The 14925-nt window shown below is 64.9% G+C and carries 15 protein-coding genes; 9 read left to right on the top strand and 6 right to left on the bottom strand.

Features of this window, described 5'->3' with window-relative positions:
- Nucleotides 1-34 precede the first annotated feature (34 nt).
- Complete coding sequence (locus tag BOX37_RS14345; protein ID WP_071928082.1) at nt 35-370, bottom strand: ArsR/SmtB family transcription factor; 336 nt, start codon at nt 368-370, stop codon at nt 35-37.
- Between the two features lie 181 nt (nt 371-551).
- On the opposite strand from BOX37_RS14345, the gene BOX37_RS14340 reads away from it, so the two are divergent.
- Nucleotides 552-1286 (top strand): NADPH-dependent F420 reductase, encoded by a 735-nt coding sequence (locus BOX37_RS14340; RefSeq protein WP_071928081.1) that lies wholly within the window; start codon nt 552-554, stop codon nt 1284-1286.
- A gap of 33 nt (nt 1287-1319) precedes the next feature.
- The gene (locus BOX37_RS14335) at nt 1320-2663 is read left to right on the top strand and encodes an NtaA/DmoA family FMN-dependent monooxygenase (protein WP_071928080.1); all 1344 of its coding nucleotides are present in this window, start codon (nt 1320-1322) and stop codon (nt 2661-2663) included.
- Nucleotides 2664-2781: 118 nt separating this feature from the next.
- Here the strand turns inward: BOX37_RS14335 and BOX37_RS14330 are convergent, their stop codons facing one another.
- Both BOX37_RS14330 and BOX37_RS14325 read right to left on the bottom strand, forming a co-directional pair.
- A complete protein-coding gene (locus BOX37_RS14330) occupies nt 2782-3591 on the bottom strand; it encodes an esterase/lipase family protein (protein WP_167659939.1) in 810 nt (269 codons plus the stop codon).
- Between the two features lie 137 nt (nt 3592-3728).
- Complete coding sequence (locus tag BOX37_RS14325) at nt 3729-5048, bottom strand: family 1 glycosylhydrolase (protein WP_071928078.1); 1320 nt, start codon at nt 5046-5048, stop codon at nt 3729-3731.
- 205 nt (nt 5049-5253) lie between these two features.
- Between BOX37_RS14325 and BOX37_RS14320 the strand changes: the two genes are divergently transcribed.
- Both BOX37_RS14320 and BOX37_RS14315 read left to right on the top strand, forming a co-directional pair.
- On the top strand, nt 5254-5880 hold the full coding sequence (locus BOX37_RS14320; RefSeq protein ID WP_071928077.1) for a TetR/AcrR family transcriptional regulator: 627 nt from the start codon (nt 5254-5256) through the stop codon (nt 5878-5880).
- Between the two features lie 272 nt (nt 5881-6152).
- Complete coding sequence (locus tag BOX37_RS14315) at nt 6153-7556, top strand: cytochrome P450 (protein ID WP_071931496.1); 1404 nt, start codon at nt 6153-6155, stop codon at nt 7554-7556.
- A gap of 618 nt (nt 7557-8174) precedes the next feature.
- Here BOX37_RS14315 and BOX37_RS14310 read toward each other — a convergent pair.
- Nucleotides 8175-9002 (bottom strand): SAM-dependent methyltransferase, encoded by an 828-nt coding sequence (locus BOX37_RS14310; protein ID WP_071928076.1) that lies wholly within the window; start codon nt 9000-9002, stop codon nt 8175-8177.
- 26 nt (nt 9003-9028) lie between these two features.
- Entirely contained in the window at nt 9029-9946 is a 918-nt protein-coding gene (locus tag BOX37_RS14305; RefSeq protein WP_240505342.1) for a helix-turn-helix domain-containing protein, read from the bottom strand.
- Nucleotides 9947-10094: 148 nt separating this feature from the next.
- Here BOX37_RS14305 and BOX37_RS14300 point away from each other — a divergent pair, with 148 nt between their 5' ends.
- The 5 genes from BOX37_RS14300 to BOX37_RS35800 all read left to right on the top strand — a co-directional run bounded on the left by BOX37_RS14300 (nt 10095) and on the right by BOX37_RS35800 (nt 14005).
- Nucleotides 10095-10346, top strand: coding sequence for a hypothetical protein (locus tag BOX37_RS14300; RefSeq protein WP_071928074.1), 252 nt, complete (start codon nt 10095-10097; stop codon nt 10344-10346).
- A 333-nt stretch (nt 10347-10679) separates the two neighbouring features.
- A complete protein-coding gene (locus BOX37_RS14295) occupies nt 10680-11300 on the top strand; it encodes a helix-turn-helix transcriptional regulator (protein WP_167659938.1) in 621 nt (206 codons plus the stop codon).
- A gap of 80 nt (nt 11301-11380) precedes the next feature.
- A complete protein-coding gene (locus BOX37_RS14290; protein ID WP_071928072.1) occupies nt 11381-11719 on the top strand; it encodes a DUF3703 domain-containing protein in 339 nt (112 codons plus the stop codon).
- 566 nt (nt 11720-12285) lie between these two features.
- The gene (locus BOX37_RS35805; RefSeq protein WP_084759662.1) at nt 12286-12498 is read left to right on the top strand and encodes a WhiB family transcriptional regulator; all 213 of its coding nucleotides are present in this window, start codon (nt 12286-12288) and stop codon (nt 12496-12498) included.
- 1378 nt (nt 12499-13876) lie between these two features.
- Nucleotides 13877-14005 carry a hypothetical protein gene (locus BOX37_RS35800; protein WP_276207279.1) on the top strand — a complete coding sequence of 43 codons (129 nt, stop codon included), beginning with the start codon at nt 13877-13879 and terminating at the stop codon, nt 14003-14005.
- A 206-nt stretch (nt 14006-14211) separates the two neighbouring features.
- Here BOX37_RS35800 and BOX37_RS14280 read toward each other — a convergent pair whose 3' ends face one another.
- Entirely contained in the window at nt 14212-14793 is a 582-nt protein-coding gene (locus BOX37_RS14280) for a M23 family metallopeptidase (RefSeq protein ID WP_206045830.1), read from the bottom strand.
- Nucleotides 14794-14925: the final 132 nt, after the last annotated feature.

The raw sequence follows: 14925 nt of genomic DNA, 5'->3' as shown, positions 1-14925 counted from the left end.
AGCCGCGATATCGCCCATGAGTCACCGAGATGAGCTAGGACACCCTTGCACCGCGTGACGCCTCGTCGAGAACGAGCGTCAGTAGCCCAGGGAAGCGTCGATCGAGCTCTTCGCGACGGAGCCAGTTGCGGTGCCTGTTGCCGTGCGCCTCTTGCCTGATCAGACCTGACTCGCGGAGTATGCGCCAATGGCGGGTGAGGGCGGATTTCGAAACGCCATAGTCCGCATTGCTGCACGCCCGGCCCGGCTCTTCCGCGAGCTGTACGACAATCGCTCTTCGCACCGGATCGGTGAGCGCCGACATCACCTCGAAGAGGTCGAACTCTTCCTCGGTCGGGATGGTGAGCGGGTTTGCCAATCGACTGGCCATGGGTTCGATCCTGTTCGGACATGCAAAAGATGTACCACTTTGCGTGTACATGATCTACAGTGGATGTACGGGACTGCGCGTACATCTAGTTTGCTCGCTTCTGCGCGGGACGACAAGCCCCCGCAACCACACACCTCCAAGAGCGTCGGTCGCGCTCGACACGAACGAAGGAAGAACAGGTATGAAGGTTTCCGTCATAGGTGCCGGAGCAATCGGCGGCAACATCGCGCGCCTCCTCAGCGAGGCCGGGCACGACGTGCTCATCGCGGACGCGCGCGGCCCGGAATCCGTGGACTCCGCGGTGACCGCAGCAGGTGCGCATCCGGTTGAGCTCACTGCCGCGACAAAGGAACGGGACGTCGTCATCCTGGCGATTCCGTTCGGGGTGCAGCCCAAGCTCAAAGAGCTCGTCGAGACTGCGCCGGAGAGCACCGTAGTGGTGGACACCTCGAACTACTACCCCACCCTGAACGGGCACATCCCGGCCGTCGTCGACGGACAGGTCGAGAGTCTGTGGAGCCAGGAACAGTTGGGGCGCCCGATCGTGAAGGCCTGGAACGCGGCCTTGGCCGAGACGCAGCGAAGCAAGGGGAAGCCCGCAGGCAGCGCCGACAGGATCGCGATCCCGGTCGCGGGCGACTCCGCCGAGGCCCGTGCGACCGTGATGGCTCTCGTCGACGACACCGGTTTCGACGCCTATGACGCCGGCCTGCTCGCGCAGTCGTGGCGGCAGCAGCCCGGAACGCCGGCGTACTGCACCGAGCTGGGCATGGAGGACCTCGGGCGGGCTCTTGCCGCGGCAGAGAAGGACAGAGCGCCTGCCACACGCGATCGCCTGATGGCGCACTTCGGCTCCCTTGCCGCGATGCCCTCCCACGAAGAGACCGTCGCGACCAACCGTGCCGCTCACCAATAACTACTCTGCTCACGCACCGAACAAGGGAACATCATGACGACCGGGAAACAGATGATCCTGGGAATGCACCTCGGCAACGGATATGGCTCGCAGAGTTCTGCTTGGCGAGCGCCAGGGGTAGACCCCGCCAACTACACCAGCTTCGATGCACAGGTGCGCTACGCCCAGGCCGCCGAGCGGGGAAAGTTCGCATTCCTGTTCCTGCCCGACTTCCTGGGCGAACAGGCAGACCTCACCCGAGAATCACTCATGATCACCCTCGAGCCAATGATGACCCTGGCAGCGATCGCCCGTGAAACGAAGCGAATCGGGCTCGTAGCGACTGGCTCCACGACGTTCAACGAGCCCTTCAACATCGCGCGTCAATTCAAAGCCCTCGATGTGATGAGCCACGGCCGTGCGGGATGGAACGCGGTCACGACCAGCGACCCGGTCGCTGCCGCGAACTACGGACGGGCCATCGCGCCGCGGCCGGAGCGCTATCAGCGCGCTCACGAGACCATCCAGATCGCCCAGGCTCTCTGGGGCAGTTGGGGCCGAGACGCCTGGGTCAAGGACACGAAGACCGGGTACTTCGCTGACCCGGCGAAGATCCAGCCGGTCAACCTGCAGGGCGAGTACGTCGCCTCGCGCGGCCCGCTGTCCATCCCTCCGTCCGAGCAGGGACAGCCTGTCATCTTCTCCGCCGGTGGCGGCGGGAACGGTGCGGAGCTCGCCGGTAGGTACGCCAGCGGAGTCATCGGCGCCGTGTTCACGATCGAGGATTCCCGCAACCAGCGCGAAGCGCTCCGCGAGGCGGCGCGCCGAGCAGGCCGCGACCCTGATGAGGTGAAGTTCTTCGCAGGGGTGATGCCGGCTATCGGGGCGACCAAGCGGGAGGCGTTGGACCGTCGAGTGGCTCTCGGTGAGCTCGCCACCCCGGCCCGAGTGCCTTACCTGGGCGCCATGCTGAATCTGCCCGCGACACTGAACGTCAGCCAGCTCGATGAGCCCCTCACGCCCGCGCAGCTGGCTGTGGCGAGCCCCAGTCCCTTCGACCCGCGCAGCGTGCGCGCGCTCGAGGTCGCCCGCGAAGGTTGGACGATCCGCGACATCCTCGCCCACGGAGTCATCGACTACCACCCCACCCCCGTCGGTACGGCATCGGTGACCGCGGACCATATGCAGGAATGGTTCGAGGCGGGGGCTTGCGACGGGTTCTGGGTCTCCATCGACATCAACGAAGACGGCATCGACACCTTCGTCGAGGAAGTCGTGCCGCTGCTTCAGGAGCGCGGGCTGTACCACGAGGACTACGAAGGAACCACGCTGCGGGATCACCTCGGTGCGCCTGCGCAGTACGGACTCGACCCCCGGATCGCTGCTCCGGCGGAGTGATCGACCCGGGCTGTTCCGTGAAATGCCGCCGGGCAGTACATACCCGGCTCACGAATTTCACCTGGCAATACATGTCTCTACGACGCCGTCGACCAGTCGTCGCCACTCATCGAGGCGGTCACTGACGTTGTAGTTTCTGCCTCACCCAGTCCACGACGGGCCGCTGCTGGGGAAGGGTGGGGTGCTCGAAGTCGGAGTCGGGCCACAGCTCATCGGCGAACCGATTCTCGACACCGGACTCGTCGATGAACGATGCCGTCCCGCCAGGGGAAACAACGGCGTCATCGCGCAGGGCGAGGATGTGATAGTTCACGCCGGTTGCCGCGAGCGGGGGTTGGTTGTTCTTCTGCCTGTATGCCGATCCGGGCGACGACATGTCCGCGCAGGCCGGGCAGATGGTCGCGCGCAAAATGCCGTCAGCTGTGGCTTCGATACCCAAATCGTGGAGTAGGTCGGTTGTTCCACTGAGGCTGGCGCCGTGGGTGGCCGGTGCCAGCAAGACCACCGTGCGTACGCCGCTGGGGCCCAGTCGCCGGGACAGGACGCCGGCGAGCAGGCCTCCTTCGGAGTGTCCGACGAGGTCCACGCGGGCGGATGCGGTGCGCGCGCGAACTTCATCGATGAACAGTGCCAGCTCGTCTTCGGACTGCGCCAAGGGTGCCAGCCCGTTGAGTGCGTATCCGGTCGAGGCATGCGCACCGTAGTTCTTGGCGAACACGCAGGCGCCGCGTGCGGAGAGGTCATCGATCTCCGCTCGCCAGTCTTCGATATTGCCGAAGATTCCGTGGATGAAGACGATCGGCCTGGGAAAGTCGCTGTTGGGCAACGTTTTACAGTCCCAGTTGTTGACAGAAGGGATCAGCTCCGCTGTCGCGGTGGCCGAGACCGAGCCAGTGAGAACGAGGGCCGAGCAGGCCAGCGTGACCAAGGAGCGATAGTGCATCAGGGATTCTCCTGCTTGTAGACGCATGCCCCTGCAGATGACCGGGATCGGAGGCGTGTACCGCCACAGTCCGCAGGTGGGTCGGTGTGCAGCGCGGAATAGGTGGTGGGTGCCGGGACTCGTCAGCGTGGCTCTACCGACACCGGATCGCCGCAACTGTCGGGCAGCGCGATCAGTGAGCACGGTGCTGGTTGGCGCGTCGGCCGGTAGGTGGAGGGCACTCCGTGGTGTTCGGTGATCTCACGGTAGGCCGCCACCGCGGCTGTTGGGTGGCGGGTCAGGGCAGGGTCGTGCACGGCATCGACGCTGTAGAGACCGAATCGGGGACCGTATTCACCCCACTCGTAGTTGTCGGTGAGGCTCCAGTAGTTGTAGGAGACGATGTTGATGCCGTCTTGGCGTGCGCGTTGAATCCAATAGACGGTGTCGCGGAGATGGTCGTCGCGCCGGTACCCGTCGGCACGGTTTTGATCCGCGTCCGTAGCCAATCCGTTCTCGATGACCCGCAGCGGCTTGTCCGGATACTTGGCGGCGAAGTAGCGCAGCACGTAGTACATGCTCTCCGGTGATTGCGGCAGATTCCAGAACGAGCCGCCCGAGGTGGCGAACGACGGCAGTTCCGACGGCGCGATCGAGTAGTACTGGTCGACGCCGATGAAGTCGAAGGAATCGACCATACGGTCGGAGAACACGGCTTCCAGCGCCGGCTCCACACCGGGTATTGGAATGTAGGCGATGTTCGAGGAGACCTGACCCCCGGGCTGCACGGCATGGATGTAGGTCGTGATCGCCCGATGAGCCGCGATGATCCCATCGATCATGAGCCCGGTGTTGGCCGGCGCCAAACCACCGTAGGTCAATTCCCGCCGAACGTATTCGCTGGGCTCGTTGAACGTGATCCAGATCGGCTCCGCCCAGGTGTAGCGATCAACGACACGTCGTCCGAAATCGGTCAGGGCCGAGGCCATCTCCGGGTTGTTCCACCCCCCACGATCCACTGCCCAACCAGGATGGACCCAATGATTCAACGTGATCATGGGGCGCATGCCCGAGGCAACGATGCGGCCGATCACCGCGTCGTAGAACGCCCAACCGGCCGCATCGTCGACACCGGGCTGCGGTTCGATGCGCGACCACTCCACCGACAAGCGATAGTTGTCCACACCGATCGAGGCCGCCCTGGCGACATCACCCTCGTACTGGTGGAAGAAGTCCACGGCGTTTCCTACCGGCTCGTGCAACTTCCCCTCGTTGCCGTAGCGCAGATAGTTCGAGTCCTGGTTGAAACCTTCGGACTGGAAACCGGATTGAGCCACCCCGAACTCGAAGTCCGCAGGCAATGCGGGAAGGCCTTCTGCCGCCGAGGGCGCCGCAAGGGCGGTGAGAGCCAGCACCAAGACCACCGCGGACAGCATCGCGGTGACAGTCGCCGATTGACGCATAACTTCCTTCGTTCGGAATTCACGAAGCTGCGCCGTGGCCACCTGACTCGAGTAGTCGACCGAGGCGAACAGCGATCACGCCATGAGAGCAGCTCGACATGGCGTATCCAGATTCGTTCATGTATCCAGATACATGATTGTCTTCGCGTATTGTTGTGTAGGGACTGAGCAGTGTCAAGGAGGCACATATCAGAGAAGGCTGGACATGCCCAGGTTGACCCGTGCCGAGAGCGTGCAGCGCACCCGAAAGATGCTGCTCACCGCCGCCGAAGAGGTGTTCACAGAGAAGGGCTTCACGCAGGCTTCCCTCGAAGACATCGCGGACAGGGCCGGGTACAGCCGAGGTGCGGTCTATGCGAACTTCACCAACAAGGAAGATCTGTTCCTCGCGCTTCTCGGCGACTGGCTCGATCGCGACATCGAGGAGAGCGAGGACATCCTCGCTCCGGGCGGTGACGCGATGCAGACCGTCGACTCCCTGCGAGGCCGAGGCGGCAATCGCTTCGCCGACCACGGACGCTTCGTGCTGATGCTCGAATTCCGGCTCTACGCAATGCGAAACCCTTCGGCGGCACCGACATTACGCGACTACGACAGAGCATCCCGAGACTGGTATGCGCGTTCCACCCGGCGCGTGATCGAAGGAATGGGACTGAGTCTGCCCGCATCCGCCGAGCAGATGGCACTGGTTGCGCTCGCTCTCGAGCACGGTATCGCGCTGCTCGCCCACACCGATCCTGAGGCGATTTCGCAAGACTCTTTTCTTGACGCGGTGACTCTGCTGGGCACGGCTCTGATCAGCGTTGCCGAGCGAGAACGCAGCGCGCAGTAGACAAGCGAACCCCGTGCTCGCGCGGCGGCATCGTTCCCTCCAGCGTGCTATGGCATCGTCGATGGGCTCTCCTCCGAAGCCGAGCTTCAGCAGTCTGCGTGGCCTACTGCCGGGGTACGGTCAGTGCCCGCGCATCCGCCGACCGCGATCTTCGCATCGGCGCCGCCCGCATTGCCATGGTCGAGCCGCCTGCCAACCGATTCGTGCCCGCGGGCCAGCCCGCTTCGAACAGACCAGCCGAATCAACGACCCAGAAGGCACAGGGACACAACATGATCGATACGACCTCCACCACAGAGCTATCGGCGAAGCTGCCCCATCCCCGGTTTCGGTTGCCGCTGCTCGGCGACATCCTGACCACCGATTTCGCGAAGCCATGCCAACGGCTGGCCGAGCAGGCGCGGGAGTTGGGGCCGGTCTTCGAACAGAAACTCTTCGGTTACCCCGCGATCATCGTCACCGGGGTCGAGGCCGTGGCGGAAGTCAACGACGAGTCGCGGTGGGAAAAGCACGTCGGGCACGTGCTGACCAAATTGCGACCGCTGGCGGGCGACGGATTGTTCACCGCCTACAACTCCGAGCCGAACTGGGCCAAGGCACACACCATCCTCGCCCCCGCCTTCACCAAACCGGCGATGGCCAACTACCACGGCGCGATCACCGACACCGTCCGCGAATTGACCGACCTCTGGTCGACGACACCGGAATGGATCGACGTGCCGGCGACGACGAACAAGCTGACGTTCGAAATCATCGCGCGCGCCGGATTCTCGCATTCTTTCGGTTCACTGGCCGATTCACACAGCGGTTCGTTCGTCGAAGCGATGGTGCACGAACTCGCCTACGCCAACCGACGCACCGATGTACTTCCACTGTTCGACAAGGTCTTCCGCCGCGATGGCCGCGATCGGCACCAGGCCGACCTGACGCATGCCCACGCCGTCGTCGACGACATCATCGAGGCCCGCACCGGCGATCCGCATCGTGCGTATCGCGACATCCTCGACCTCATGCTCGACAGTGTCGACCCGGAAACCGGGGAGCGTCTCGACGCAGTCAACATCCGAAACCAGATCCTCACCTTCCTCGTTGCCGGCAGCGAGACCTCCGCCAACACCATCGCTTTCGCTCTGCACTACCTGTCGACCCGTCCCGACATCGCCGCGAGCGTCCGCGCCGAACTCGACGAGCGTTGGCCCACAGCACAATTCCCGGACGTCCGCTACGACGACGTGGCCAAGCTACGCACTCTGCGCCGCGTCATCGACGAAACCTTGCGGCTGTGGCCGACCGGGCCCGGATACTTCCGCCGGGCCAAGCAAGACACCACCCTGTCCGGCCGCTACCGATTCGCCAAGAAGGACTGGGTGCTGGTGCTACTCCTCGCCGCCCACCGAGACCCGGCCTGGGGCCCCGACGCAGACCAGTTCAACCCAGACCGATTCCTGCCCGACACCATTCGGCGCCTACCACCTCGCGTCTACAAACCTTTCGGCACCGGCCCCCGCGCCTGCATCGGCCGCCAGTTCGCCCACCACGAAATAGCAGTCACCCTTGCGGCCCTGCTGCACCAGTTCGACCTGGAATCCGACCCCAGCTACGACCTCGACGTCCGCGAAACCCTCACCCTCAAGCCTGCAGGTCTCCGGCTGCGCGCACACAGACGCCGCCGATAGGCATCGCCTGGGCCGCAACGGCCCGCCTACGCCGCGACCGCTCGGGTCAAGTCCAAATGACCGCGGTCGGTCAGGCGGTCAAGAGGGGCTTCCCCAGTTCGTCTCTCGAGCTGCAGTCAATCATGCTGCGATGCAACGTGGTACAGGGGCAGAATGACAAGGGCCCAATGCCTCCAGCTCACAGCACAATGCGATGGGAAACCATGGGAGAGTTCGGAATTCCTTGGGACGGTAGGGATGAGAACAGCCCCGATTGAGGACCGGGTCCCACAGCGTCGAGCCATGCGGACCTCGGTCCCGCCGCTCCGGGCCCTCCTGCGCTCGATGTCGAGTTCGCCTCGGCCGCCGCAGCGCTCTCGCAACCGTTGCTCTGCCTGCTCGAAACTGGTTGTCGAGACAAGGCGCGCGGCCAACGACGAATCGACCAGTGCGCAAACGTCCACTTCGCAGACGCGTGGTGCAGCGTCGGTGAGTTCCACCCGCGCAGCCCTCGAAGACAAGACGGTGTTCCGCGCGGGGTGACGCCACGCCCGCGGGCACGCTGCTGTTCACGCAGGATCGTGCGCAACGATCCCGGCCTGTTCGACTGAGCGCCGACCAGGCCGGTCCGCGCGACGCTCAGGACTTGCGGCCGATACCTGCCCAGTACCAGGCGCTGTCGGCCTCGGCGACGGCGGCGGGGCGGTCGATGAGTTCGGGTCGCCAGGCGGCGACGGGCACCAGACCCGGATCAATGAGGGTGGTCCCGGCGAACAACTCGCTGGTGGCGGCATTGCTGCGGGGGTGAAAGGAGATGCCCGAGGCCTCTGCGGCCGCCTGCACTCCGGCCATCGCCTCGGGTGCGAAATCAGCGGTGGGATGGGTGATCACGAGGTAGCTGCCGGAGGGGACGGCATCGAGGAGGTCGGCGATGACGTCCTGGGGACGGTCGGCGTCCGAGAAATACATCATGATCGCGACGAGCATGATGGCCACGGGTTCGTCGCGGTCGAGGGTGTCGGCGAGGTCGGGGTGGTCGAGGATGGACCGCGGGTCGTGCAGGTCTGCGTGAATGAATCGGGTGCGCCCTTGCGCGGTGCTGTTCATCAGCGCGCGGGCGTGGGCGAGCACGATCGGATCTTTGTCGACGTAGACGACCCGCGCCGTGGGGTCGAGCTGCTGCGCGACCTCGTGAGTGTTGCCGGCCGTGGGGATTCCGGTACCGATGTCGAGGAACTGGGTGATGCCCGCTTCGCTGACCAGATGCCGCACCGCTCGGCCGAGGAAGGCACGGTTGGCGCGCGCCATCGTCTTGATGGCGGGGACATGCTCCGCGATCGCATCGCCGAGCGCCCGGTCGGCGGGGTAGTTGTCCTTGCCCCCGAGCCAGTAGTCGTAGACGCGTGCTTCGTGAGCGATCGTGGTATCGATGTCGGTGGACAGGGCACCGAAGGCATTGTCGGGCATGGGATCTCTGTTCTTATCGGTGTTCGCTACAGGGAGAGGTCGACGGTCGAACGGGTGGTTCGCAGCGTGTCAAGGAACTGCGTGGTCCGCTCGGGCGGATAGGCACAGACACACAGCCGATCCCAGGCCGCGTTGAATCGGTCCAGCTCGGCGGTCTTGTCGAGGAACTGGGGCCCGGCAAGATGGAGATAGTGCGCGATATCGCTCAACTCGGGCGCCGCGAACCGCAGCATGGTGAAGGGGGTGCCGCTGATGGCCGGTCCGCCGATGTAGTCGGGCAACACCTGCACGGTGATGTTGGGACGCTCCGCCAACTCGGCGAGATGGTCCATCTGCCCCTGCCAGATCTCGGCTCCGCCGAGCGGGCGGCGCAACGCGGCTTCCTCGATGACAAACCACGCCCGGGGCGGATCCGCGCGGGTGAGCAGTCGCTGCCGCCGTGCCAGCAATTCGATGCGGCGCTGGATGTCGGCGGCCGGTTGCCGGTCAGCGATCGCGAAGACCGTGTGGGCGTAGGAGGGCGTCCACATCAGGTCAGGCATCAAGCTCGGCGCATAGCAGCGAATCAGGGCGGCGGCTTCCTCGAGTGCCAGATAGGTGTCCGGTCGCGCGGCCGTCAGATCCGTGCCGGCTTGCCACCGTCCGGTCCCGTTGGCACGCTCCACCAGTTGCCGGTATTCGTCGCGCAGATCGGCATCACACACCCCGTACGCGGTCAACAGATCCTCGACATCGGCGGCGCGGACGGTGACTCGGCCTGCTTCGAGTCGACTGATCTTCGAATGAGAAGCACGGATCACCCGCCCGGCAACATCCCCGCTGATACCGGACGCCTCGCGCAATCGCCGCAGGCGCACCCCGAGCACCCGGCGGAGCAGGGCAGGGTCCTCCTCCGAATCCCGCCCTGCGCAGGCGTCGACGACGGCGGTCGAATCCTTGCTCACGGACACCCCTGTCGGCATTCAACATCCCGATCCTGATTGTGCCACAACCTGTTACACCTCGATACCTGACGCCGTGCACGTGCAGATGCACGTGCAAACCGATAGGCTGTCCACGGGGATCAGTAGAGATTCCTGTTGGGGGCTTGCAATGGAAATCAGTGGCACGGCGAGAGGCTTCGCCGCCGATCCGTGCGGCCGGGTCGGGATCGCCGAGGTCGTGCGGTCGTACGGGATCGACAAGGTGCGTACCAGGATCGAGCAACTGCGCGGCGCCGGGATGCACTACGCGGCAGCAGCAATCGAACGCGAACTCCTGGACGCTCGGCTGATCGAACCACCCGAACCGTCCGTTCGACGCACCCGATGCGAACGGCAACAAGCCGCGCTCGTCCACCGGTGAGGTCGCGCCGACCGCGCCCTGCCGGGTGACGACGCCAGCAGCACCACACCGGCCGCAACCATCGAGCCCGTACACGATGTCGCCACTCTCGCCGCCCAGATGCTCGATGCCACTCCTCCTCGCTGACCGGTGGCATCGCCATACTTCGACCATGCAGTATTCGGCACACCGCGAAGGTGGTGCCCCAGCCTGTCGGGCCGTACCGCGGACGGGACAGAACACGTGACCGGCGCGTCCGAGTGGACCGGGACAATGCTGCTTCGGCCCGGGTTGATGGTGCTGACTGGTGCGATCGGAACCACAGCACTCCATGCACACCACACGGTGCAAATCATGAAGAGCGAGTCGGCGTTCTGTATCGGTGACGAACATGGAGTTACCGCAAGCTGCCAGGCGGTGGTGATTCCGCCGAACACCAGCCACCGAGTAGTCGAAGGCGCTGCCTCGGCGACATTGATCCACCTGGCGCCCGAAGCGGCTGTGGCGCCGATACTGTGCCCCGAACCTGCGGATGCGGTCGATGGCTGGGTGCGTCACGGGGCGATGTTCAGCTCCGGCCCGATCGGCATGGCGGCCATTGTCTCCGGCGCGGTCGAACCCGACCGTAGCGCCTGGCACCCGGCGGTGCGCCGCTCCTTGGCCGATTTGCCCGGACTCCTTGCCGACGGCCCGGTGCGGCTCAGTGAACTCGCCCGGCGGGTACAGCTCTCGGAGAGCCCACTGGCGCACCTGTTCTCGGCTGAAGTGGGACTTCCCTTCCGGGCATACGTGCGGTGGCTGCGGATGCAGCACGCGGTGCGGCTGTTCGCTGCGGGACGAACCCTCACCGAGGCGGCCCATGGTGCCGGATTCGCCGACAGTGCTCATTTGAACCGCGTCTGCCACAGCATGTTCGGCGCGGCACCGTCGCAGTTCGGGCAGTTGCGATTGGTGGACGAGTTCGGTGACCCGTAGCAGGTTTGTTCAAGCAGTCGCCGGCGCGGCTTGCAACGCTGACAAGGAGCCACGACAACTCAGGAGGTCCCGTGTCCCGCATGCCTGCCGGCGTCCGATCCACTTTCGAAGCCGAACTGAATCGCGCACGTCTGACCACTGATATCGACGAGATGTGGTGCGCGCTCGAACGGGCTCACATCCTTTCGCAGGAGTGGGCGTGGCCGCACACCCGTGCGCACTGGGAGATGCTCCGGCTCGCGATCCGGTGCCGCGACCGCCGCGAAGTCGTCGGCCAAGTGCTTCGGCTCGCCTTCGGCGGCATCGCATCCGCGACCGGGCGGGCACCGCTGGGGAACACCGGCCGGACTGATGTCGGCCCGCTCACGCCGATGCCGATCCCGGAAGATCTCATGGCCATACTTTCCGCCCATCGCTAGTGTTCTGCGCCTGAAATCCGTTGCAGATATCGAGCGAGGGAGTCGAGTAATCGGCCAGACCGACCCGCCAGACCGTACTCGATGAAACGGCCCCGCCATTCGGGCACCGTCATCGCCGACACACCCACCTCGGCCGCTACGTGGGTGTTGACCGCTCCTGGTTCGGTGCAGGCCAGCACGATCCGGCACCGCACCGCAACGCATGCGCCTGCGTCTACGCGGCACACCAGCTGTGATGTCCAGGGACGTTGCACCTGCCCCGGATGGCTACCTCCGAGCCGGAGAGGGGGTGAACCCAGCACGGAGGTAGCCGGTCACGAAACCGTAGATAGTGCGCGGTAGCTGTCCCGAGCTCACCGATAACGACACGACAGGCTGATGAGGAATGTGAAGACACCCCTGCAGTCGCGCGACACTGCGCACTACAATTCCGTGACATGCCGCGTCGAAATTCTCCGATGCGGCATGGCGATGAGATTACCAGCATCCGTTTCATGACGCGCGCATTGTTCCCATTCATGGGAACAATGCGCGCGTAGATAGACCCTGAAGCCTTTGACATCTCGATGCACACGCCGCTGCACACACCCTCGAGGAATTGCCGGACCACTCTTCCCATTCGTGGCAAACCAGGACTGAAAAACCCCGTGAAATCCCGCGTCATCAACGCCCTCGCGAAACGTCTATGCCTGAGCTACCCGGTACTGGCCGAATGCCGCGAGCACGCATCGGCGGCCGAGGAGCAATACGGGATCTGGGGTGGAATGTCAGAGTTCTAGCGGCAGAACCACTTCCGCTCGCACCATAGCCGCGTGGCACATCGGCAAGAGTCCGCGATGCGCACATCGGTCGACGGGACCGGTTCGTGACGGCGTACCACAGGGGCGAACCGCTGCTCCCAACCATGGAAGCAGCCGCCAGCTAACGCGCCTCTAATTAACGGTACATTATCTGCGTAACCAAGGTCCCGCAGGTCACCTGCGGGTTACCGCTCGGAATGGAGACCCCCCATGCCAGCACACGTCCATCGTGGTCGGCTTTCGATCGCACTCGCCCGCGCCGCAGTCGTCGGTGCGGCGACGCTGATGGCCGCGACAGCCACTACCGGACACACCCTCGCCGCGCCAGCGGCTTCGATCACTCAGACCACCCTTGGGGGCAGCGACATGGGCGACAGCGAGAGCCCAGGTACAGCTGGCGTCACCAGTGACGGTTCGGGGGAAGGAAGCGGGAATTCGAGCCCCGACAACGCCACTTCACCCAGCCTGCAGGGAACGCCGGATCAGCCAAGTGACGCCGACTACAACGGATCACCGCCCGCGACAACCCCCGACGGGGTCCCCACCGACGACGTCCCATCCGGCGATTTCACCGACAGCCCGCCCAGCGGAAATCAGAACAACCACCCCGGGACAGGCCACGGCTTCCCCGCCCATCCTGAGCCCGATCACCCCGAGCCGGACTTTCCGCCGCCCACTTTCCCGCCTCCGGACTTTCCGCCGCCCACTTTCCCGCCTCCGGACTTTCCGCCGCCCACTTTCCCGCCTCCAGATTTCCCGCCACCCACTTTCCCGCCTCCAGATTTCCCGCCACCCACTTTCCCGCCTCCAGATTTCCCGCCACCCACTTTCCCGCCTCCAGATTTCCCGCCACCCAGCTTCCCGCCTCCGGAGTGTGTACCGCCAAGCTGCCCGCCGCCCGGTTTCCCCGAAAGTCCGCTCGCTCCGTATTTTCCGCCCTCGTTCGACAGCGATCCTGGACCGCATGAGGATGACGACCTGACCTGCTTCGACCAGCGGAAGCACCACCCCCTGTGTACACAGTCACCGCCCCGCGACCACCTCGATCCCCGACAGCCGGAGCCCTCTAGGCGCACCATCGAAACCCCCTGGGGGCTGCTGGTACTACCATTCCCGATCCACCTGCTCCTCAATTGATTCCGCGAGTTGTCACGAGTTCGACAATTGACAGCGCGACAGCGTGTACGACCCGCTCGGCGCCGATGCCATCTCGAACGTCCCCGAGCGGGTCGATGGGCGGTTCACGCGCTCCGAGCCGCGAGGACGGGCGGGACTATGCGAACGGGCTGGTCGTAGGCACAAGCCACCCACCGTAACGACACTCTCACCACGACCGGGCTCGGCCAGGCCCGCGCCGATGAACTCGTCACCACAGCACCGGCGCGGGCACTGGCTGCTCGCCTGGCGCAGCATCGCCAACCCTGCCGAGATCGCCTCCTACCTCTGCCACGGGCCCCGCCGGTCGACCATCGCGGATCTGGCCTGACTCACTCGTTTCGAAAGCTGTTGTCGCAAAGGAGGAACCGGAACGGGGCTGCTGTACGAATAGGTGACGCTGTTACCTGATCGTGCAGCAGCCCGAACAGATCGAGGTCTCGCTGGCAGTCTTGGAGCGCGTACGCCCGAGCGGCTCGCCGAGGCCGGGATCCAGCCAGCGCAGGTGCAGTGGGATTGGTTTCAACCACCGGCGCTCTAGTGAGTTTCCGGACATGCCGGGGAATTGACTGTCATGTGTTGGTCGTTGGCGGGGAGCGCTTCTGTTCTCTCATCCTCGTCGTCGAGTGTGACCCCTGCGAAGGTCATCGGGAGGCCTCGAGCGGTCCAGAACGAGGCGCGGTCCATGAGTTGCGCATGTACATGCGGCTCGCTGGTGTTGCCCGAGTTGCCGCAATGCCCGACGATCGAGCCTGCTGTGACGCGGTCACCGACCTTCACGGTCAATGATCCCTGTCGGAGATGTGCAACGGTCGCGTAGACGCCGTCGTCGCTGCGAATCGTGACGTGGTTGCCGACCACGAATCCCGGCCCGCCGATCTCGCGGATCATGCCCTCGGCCATCATGTAGAAGATGCCCCACGCGTTCGAGCGGGCGCGGTGATCCCTACGCCATCCCGAGGCTCGTACGACCTCACCGTCGAGCATCGCGAACACCGGCGCCCCGAACGCCGGATACTTGCTCACTGCCCGCATCATTCTTCTGCCGAACTCCGGTCGAGGAGTATCGACCGGATCGGCGACAACATCGATCGCATATGCCTGCCCGTAGGCGCGCACACCGTGGCTGGGTACCTGCGAGGCCGGGCTGTTCACGCCCACCCACCGGCCTCGCACAGGAGGCGCGACGACTCGGACAGGGTGCTCCGGGAGCAGCCGTGGCGCCAGGAACGCCAGTGCCAAGCAGAGCGC

The organism is Nocardia mangyaensis (genome assembly GCF_001886715.1).
In the GTDB taxonomy this organism is placed as follows: Bacteria; Actinomycetota; Actinomycetes; order Mycobacteriales; family Mycobacteriaceae; genus Nocardia; species Nocardia mangyaensis.
This window is presented reverse-complemented; position numbering and strand designations above follow the sequence as displayed.

What these genes read in the sequence shown, in the direction of transcription:
- BOX37_RS14315 (WP_071931496.1), top strand. Translation starts at nt 6,153, where the DNA reads ATGATCGATACGACCTCCACCACAGAGCTATCGGCGAAGCTGCCCCAT.
- BOX37_RS35805 (WP_084759662.1), top strand. Translation starts at nt 12,286, where the DNA reads ATGCACACGCCGCTGCACACACCCTCGAGGAATTGCCGGACCACTCTT.
- BOX37_RS14340 (WP_071928081.1), top strand. Translation starts at nt 552, where the DNA reads ATGAAGGTTTCCGTCATAGGTGCCGGAGCAATCGGCGGCAACATCGCG.
- BOX37_RS14325 (WP_071928078.1), bottom strand. Translation starts at nt 5,048, where the DNA reads ATGCGTCAATCGGCGACTGTCACCGCGATGCTGTCCGCGGTGGTCTTG.
- BOX37_RS14310 (WP_071928076.1), bottom strand. Translation starts at nt 9,002, where the DNA reads ATGCCCGACAATGCCTTCGGTGCCCTGTCCACCGACATCGATACCACG.
- BOX37_RS14345 (WP_071928082.1), bottom strand. Translation starts at nt 370, where the DNA reads ATGGCCAGTCGATTGGCAAACCCGCTCACCATCCCGACCGAGGAAGAG.
- BOX37_RS14295 (WP_167659938.1), top strand. Translation starts at nt 10,680, where the DNA reads ATGAAGAGCGAGTCGGCGTTCTGTATCGGTGACGAACATGGAGTTACC.
- BOX37_RS35800 (WP_276207279.1), top strand. Translation starts at nt 13,877, where the DNA reads ATGAACTCGTCACCACAGCACCGGCGCGGGCACTGGCTGCTCGCCTGG.
- BOX37_RS14290 (WP_071928072.1), top strand. Translation starts at nt 11,381, where the DNA reads ATGCCTGCCGGCGTCCGATCCACTTTCGAAGCCGAACTGAATCGCGCA.
- BOX37_RS14320 (WP_071928077.1), top strand. Translation starts at nt 5,254, where the DNA reads ATGCCCAGGTTGACCCGTGCCGAGAGCGTGCAGCGCACCCGAAAGATG.
- BOX37_RS14300 (WP_071928074.1), top strand. Translation starts at nt 10,095, where the DNA reads ATGGAAATCAGTGGCACGGCGAGAGGCTTCGCCGCCGATCCGTGCGGC.
- BOX37_RS14335 (WP_071928080.1), top strand. Translation starts at nt 1,320, where the DNA reads ATGACGACCGGGAAACAGATGATCCTGGGAATGCACCTCGGCAACGGA.